Consider the following 5,776-nt stretch of genomic DNA (forward strand, 5'->3'; position numbering starts at 1 on the left):
GGCCCCAGCGCACCCGGCGGGCCCGGCGCACCCGGCGGGCCCCGCGAGGACCCGCCGCCGCCCGCGCTCGCGCTCGCGGCCACGGACCCGGCCAACCCCTACGGCGCGGCCCTGGACTGGCCGGACGTGCCCGCGGGCCCGGACGGCGTGCCGCCCACGGGGCACCGTCCGGGGCGGAAGGCGGGCGCCGTCGTCGTTCTGGTGCACGGCGAGCTGACCCTCTACATGGAGCGCGGCGGGAAGACCCTGCTGTGCTTCACATCGGACGCCTTGCGGCTGCGCGCCGCGGCGGAGGCGCTCGTGTGGGCGCTGCGCGCGGCCCGGACGGAGCGGCTGAGCCTGGAGAAGGTCAACGGTGCCCCGCTGCTGGGCACGCCCCTGGCGGAGGCGATGCTCGCTGCCGGGTTCTACTCGAGCCCCTCGGGGATCCGGTTCCGCAGCTGACCGCCCCACCCACCGCGCTGGTTGACCTATCGGAGGTCCTGGGGCAGGACACCCCCGATGACTCGACCGACGTTCCCTGGGGGTGGGGCGGGGTAGGTTCGGGGCCATGACCACCATCGCCGCCGTCCCCGCCGGCTCCGGCACCGACTGAGCCATGCCCGAGGGCGACTCCCTGGTCCGTGCTGCGCACCGGCTCCGCCCGGTGCTGGCCGGCCGCGTCCTGACGCACGCGGACCTGCGGGTGCCGCAGCACGCCACTGCCCGCCTGGCGGGGTGGACCGTGGCGGAGGTGGAGCCGCGCGGCAAGTGGCTGCTCATGCGGCTCACCCCACCGGCGGACCGGCCCGACGCACGGCCGCTCACCCTGGTCTCCCACCTGAAGATGGAGGGCCGCTGGCTGGTCACGGACCTCGACGCACGGTGGGGCGCCCCGGGCTGGCAGGTGCGCTGCGTGCTGGAGACCGCCGAGCACCGGGTGCTGGGGGCGCAGCTGGGCCGGCTGGACCTCGTCCCGACCGCCGAGGAGGACCGCCTGCTGGGCCACCTCGGCCCGGACCTGCTGGACCCTGCGTGGGACGAGCCCGCCCGCGCCGAGGAGCTGCTCGCCGAGGGCGTCCGCCGCCTCACCGCCCGGCCGGAGCGGCCCGTGGGCCTGGCGCTGCTGGACCAGCGCACCACGTGCGGCATCGGCAACATCTACCGATGCGAGTCGCTGCTGCTGGCGGGCCTGGACCCGCACCGGCCGGTGGGCGCGGTCCCGGACGTGCCGGGGCTGCTGACGATCGCCCGGGACCTGCTGCGCGCCAACGTCCCGCCGTCCGCGCCGTACACGGGCTGGGCCCGCACCACCACGGGGGTCAAGGGGAACCGGGAGCGCCCGTACGGGATCGAGGTGCTCGTCCCGGACCGGGGCTTCCCCGGCGGGCTCCCCCGCCCGCTCGGCACGGGCGCGGCGGACGGCGGCGCCGACGTCGACGCCGCGGCCCCCGACGCTGTGACCCGAGACCCCTCCGATGCGCACGGCCGTGCCAGCACCTCCGGCGCCGGGCCGCGGCGGCCCGGGGATGCGCCCCGCCCGCGCGGTCCGCACTACTGGGTCTACGGGCACCGGGCCACCCCCTGCCTGCGCTGCGGCGCACCGGTGACGTTCGAGGAGTACGGCTCCCCCGAGGACGACGAGCGCCAGCTGTGGTGGTGCCGCACCTGCCAGCGGTGACGCTCACGCACCCCACCCCTGACATGCGGGCGGCCGGTGCGGATAGATTCACTCCGCCCCGCCCCTGACCTGGGCGGGGGAGACGAGCCTGAAGGAGACCAGACCATGGCCGACCCGTTCCCGAACGACCCCGAGGGCGCCACCGTCGCGCTCGTGCTCGCCGGCGGCCGCGGCAGCCGCCTGGACCCGCTCACCGCGGCCCGGTCCAAGCCCGCGATCCCGCTGGCCGGCACCTACCGGCTGATCGACGTGGTGCTCTCCAACCTGGTGCACTCCGGGCTGCGGGACGTGTGGATCGCCGAGCAGTACCGCCCCTTCACGCTCAACCAGCACCTGGCCGGCGGCCGCCCGTGGGACCTGGACGGCACGCGCCACGGGCTGCGGATCCTGCCCCCCGCCCAGGGGCGGGCCGAGGAGGGGTTCGCCTCCGGCAACGGCCACGCCCTGGCCCAGCAGGTGCCGCTGCTCACCCTCTTCGGGGCGGACACCGTGGTCGTGCTCTCGGCCGACCACCTCTACCAGATGGACCTGCGCCCGGTGCTGGCCGGGCACCGGGAGTCCGGGGCCGAGCTGACCATGGTCACCACGGTGACGGACGAGGACCCCTCGCGCTTCGGCGTCGTGCAGGTGGACGACGACGGCGCCGTCACCGGGTACGACTACAAGCCCGAGGATCCCGAGGGCGACCTCGTGGCCACGGAGATCTTCGTGTTCTCCGTGGCGGCGCTGCAGGAGGTCATCGACCGTCTGGTCGCCGAGCAGGAGGACGTGCCGGACCCGTCGGAGGACGTGGACGAGGACGGCGACCCCGTGGCCAGCTCCCTCGGCGACTACGGGGAGACGATCATCCCGGCGTTCGTGGCCCGCGGCCGGGTCCGCGAGCACCGCCTCGAGGGCTACTGGCGGGACATCGGCACCCTAGACGCCTTCCACCGCGCGCACCGGGAGATCCTGGACGGCACCGGGCTGCGGCTGGACGCGCCCGGCTGGCCGGTGCTGACGAACCCCGTGGCCGCCCCGCCGGCCCGCATCGAGCGGACCGCGCGCATCGCCGGGTCGCTGGTCAGCCCCGGCGCGCACGTGGCCGGCGAGGTGGAGGACTCGGTGATCGGGCCCGGCGTCGTGGTGTCCGAGGGCGCCCGGGTGCGCAACTCGATCCTCTTCGGTGAGGCCACGGTGCCCGCCGGCGCGGTGCTGGACACCGTGATCGCCGACGTCGGCGCGACGATCCCCGAGGGGGAGACGATCGGCTCGGCCGAGCGCGCCGAGGACATCGCGGTGCTCGTGCCGGATCTGACCGACCCGGACGCCGACGACGAGACCACAGGAGTGGGCCAGGCCGCGGACTGACCGCACAGCCGACCCTGCCGCGCCGATCCCGGTCCGGCGGGCGGCGGACCCGGCCGTCCTCCGCCTGCCGACCTGGGAGAATCGGTGCCGTGCCCGTCCCCTCCCCCCTGCCGCCGCGCGACGGCGTCAACGCCACCCGCCTGCGCCTGCCCGCCGCCGGTCCCGGGGAGACCGTCCAGGGGCATGTCCTCCACCGCTTCGGCCACGTGGACCCGGACGGCATCCGCGAGCGGTTCGCCCGCGGCGAGGTGGTGGACCGGCACGGCCGCCCCATCCCCGCGGACACCCCCCTCGGCGTCCACGAGGACCTCTGGTACTACCGCGAGGTCCCGCACGAGGAGCCGCTGCCCGTGCAACACCGGCTCCTGCACCGGGACGAGCGCCTCGTGGTGATCCACAAGCCGCACTTCCTGCCCACCACGCCCGGCGGGCGGTTCGTCCAGGAGACGGCGCTCGTCCGGCTGCGCAACGAGCTGGGCATCGACGACCTCGTCCCCCTGCACCGGCTGGATCGGGCGACCGCCGGCGTCGTGATGTTCTCGTGCGACCCGGCCACCCGCGGGGCCTACCACCTGCTCTTCGAGCGGCGCGCGGTGACCAAGCGCTACGAGGCGGTGTGCGCCTTGCCCGCCGCCCCGGACGGCGCCGGCGACGACACCCCCGACGACGCCCACACCGCGGCCCTGCTCGACCGCTTCCCCCTGGTGATGCGCAGCCGGATCCGCAAGGACAAGGGCGTGCTGCGCTCCGTCACGGAGGAGATCCCCGCGGCCGCCTCGGGCCGCGCCGCCGGGGCGCGGGTCCGCACGAGGACGTCGAACCTGGCCCACACCGGGGCCAACGCGGAGACGCGGATCGAGGTGCTCGACGTCGGCACGTCCGCGGGCACTCTCGCCAGCCGGACCGTGGTGCGCTTCGGCCTGTCCCCGCGCACCGGACGCACCCACCAGCTGCGCATCCACCTGGCCGCGCTCGGACTGGGAATCGCGTTCGACCCCTTCTACCCGGACCTGCTCGACGCCGCCCCGGACGACCTCTCCCGGCCCCTCCAGCTGCTCTCCCGTTCGCTGGCGTTCACGGACCCGGTCACGGGCGAGGCGCGGGAGTTCGTCTCCCCCGCCCAGCTGCAGGAGCGGCCGGCATGACGGACCTGACGAGTCCCGAGGGTCTGCTCCCCTCCCTGGGCGGCTGGTTCCACCCGCTCACCGCACTGCTCGTCGCCCTCGACGCCCCGATCCCTCCCGTGCCCTCCGAGGTGTTCGTGATCGGCTCCGGCTCCCTCGCCGCGGCCGGCCGCGTCTCGCTCCCGCTCTCCGTGCTCACGGCGTGGCTCGGCTGCTGGCTCGGCGACGTCGGCCTGTACGCGCTCTTCCGCTTCCGCCTCATCACCGTCCTGGAACGCTGGGCGTGGGGCCGCACGGTGCACCGTGGCGTCCGCCGGGTCCTCGCGACGGCGGGCCCGGCGTCGTCCCTGGCGGGGTTGTTCGTGCTGCGCTTCGTCTCCGGGGGACGCACCGCGTCCATGGCGGCCGCGGGCGTGGTGGGCATGCGCTGGCGGCCGTTCCTCTGGCTCTCCGGCACGGGCTCGCTGACGTGGAGCCTGTACATGGTGGGGCTGGGCTGGGCCACCGGGAGCACCACCGGTCTGCCGTGGTGGGCGTCCGCGGCGGTGGGGCTGATTGTGGGTACGCTTCTGGGGTTGGCGGTGGCGGCGGTCATCGCGTGGAGACGGCGCGGAAAGGGGCGGGCATGAGCGACGGGCACCCGGACTCCTCCGACGCTGCCTCCCCCCGCCCGCGCCGCGCCGCCCGCCCCCGGCGCGCCCTCGCGGCCCCCGGCCGGCTCACCGCCGAGCAGATCGCCCGTCACGCCCGCGCCCTGCGCGGCGAGGCGGACGCCACCGAGGCCGCGGTGTCCGCCCCCGACGCCGAGCCCCGCGCCCGGGCCGACCTCAGCGACCTGCTGGACCGGCTCGGCAGCCCGCACCTGGGTCGCGTCACCGGCCCGCTGGCCGACACACTCGGCCGCCTGCTGCCCGTCCGTGCCGCGGACGAGCGCCGTGAGGCGGTGCACCGCCGCCGGCAGGCCCGGGAGGAGCGACGCCGTCGGGAGCGGGAGGAGGGCCGCCGTCGGGCCGCGGAGGCCGCGCGCCGACGTGCCGAGGAGACCGCCCTGAGGGAGCGTGAGTACGCGGAGCGCCTGCGGGCCGCCCGGAGCGCCGAGGAGGTCGAGGCCGAGCGCGCCCGCGCCGAGGACGCGCGCCGCGCCGAGCGCGAGCGCCACCGGCAGGAACGCCTCCGCGAGCGTCGGGCCCAGTCGCAGGCGGCCGCCCTGGACCGCGCCCGCCGGCTCGCGGAGGCGCGCGAGCTGGCCCGCGCGGCCGAGCTGCGGGCCGCGGAGGAGGAGGTCCACGCGCACGAGCGCGAGGTCGCCGCCGCCCAGGCCCGCCTGGACGACGAGGAACGACGCCGGCACGAGCGCGCCCAGGACGCTGAGCGGCGCCGTCAGGCCGCGCTGCTCGCCCGACGCCGCCGCCAGGAGGAGCGCCGCCGTCGGCAGCGGGAGGCCGAGCGGGCCCGCCGGGAGGCGGCGGAGGACAAGGCGCGCCGCGCCCGCGAGGAGGCCGAGCGCCGGGAGACGGAGCGGGCCCGCCGGGAGCGCGAGGCCACGGTGGCCGCGGAGCGCGCCCGGGTGCAGGCCGAGCGCCGCGCCCGCGAGGAGGCGGAGGCCGCCGAGCGCGAGCGGGAGCGCGCCGCTGCCGAGATC

Annotated in this window: 5 protein-coding genes and 1 pseudogene; all 6 read left to right on the forward strand. The window is 77.0% G+C overall.

The window, feature by feature from the left end:
* Positions 1–444: hypothetical protein (locus MA879_RS12110; RefSeq protein ID WP_248126833.1), on the forward strand; the 444-nt coding region annotated here is incomplete at its 5' end.
* A gap of 154 nt (positions 445–598) precedes the next feature.
* The gene (locus tag MA879_RS12115; protein ID WP_248126836.1) at positions 599–1,660 is read left to right on the forward strand and encodes a DNA-formamidopyrimidine glycosylase family protein; all 1,062 of its coding nucleotides are present in this window, start codon (positions 599–601) and stop codon (positions 1,658–1,660) included.
* A gap of 105 nt (positions 1,661–1,765) precedes the next feature.
* Complete coding sequence (locus MA879_RS12120; protein WP_248126839.1) at positions 1,766–3,010, forward strand: glucose-1-phosphate adenylyltransferase family protein; 1,245 nt, start codon at positions 1,766–1,768, stop codon at positions 3,008–3,010.
* An 89-nt stretch (positions 3,011–3,099) separates the two neighbouring features.
* Complete coding sequence (locus MA879_RS12125; RefSeq protein ID WP_248126842.1) at positions 3,100–4,155, forward strand: pseudouridine synthase; 1,056 nt, start codon at positions 3,100–3,102, stop codon at positions 4,153–4,155.
* Complete coding sequence (locus MA879_RS12130) at positions 4,152–4,763, forward strand: DedA family protein (protein WP_248126845.1); 612 nt, start codon at positions 4,152–4,154, stop codon at positions 4,761–4,763. The genes MA879_RS12125 and MA879_RS12130 overlap by 4 nt, the downstream gene beginning before the upstream one ends.
* Positions 4,760–5,776, forward strand: a pseudogene (locus tag MA879_RS12135) (hypothetical protein); the annotation flags it as partial. The gene MA879_RS12130 and the pseudogene MA879_RS12135, both read left to right, overlap by 4 nt.

Source organism: Micrococcus lacusdianchii (assembly GCF_023155805.1).
Lineage (GTDB): Bacteria > Actinomycetota > Actinomycetes > Actinomycetales > Micrococcaceae > Micrococcus > Micrococcus lacusdianchii.

Excerpts from the sequence above, each read along its gene's own strand:
- MA879_RS12115 (WP_248126836.1), top strand. The coding sequence starts at position 599 with ATGCCCGAGGGCGACTCCCTGGTCCGTGCTGCGCACCGGCTCCGCCCG.
- MA879_RS12120 (WP_248126839.1), top strand. The coding sequence starts at position 1,766 with ATGGCCGACCCGTTCCCGAACGACCCCGAGGGCGCCACCGTCGCGCTC.
- MA879_RS12130 (WP_248126845.1), top strand. The coding sequence starts at position 4,152 with ATGACGGACCTGACGAGTCCCGAGGGTCTGCTCCCCTCCCTGGGCGGC.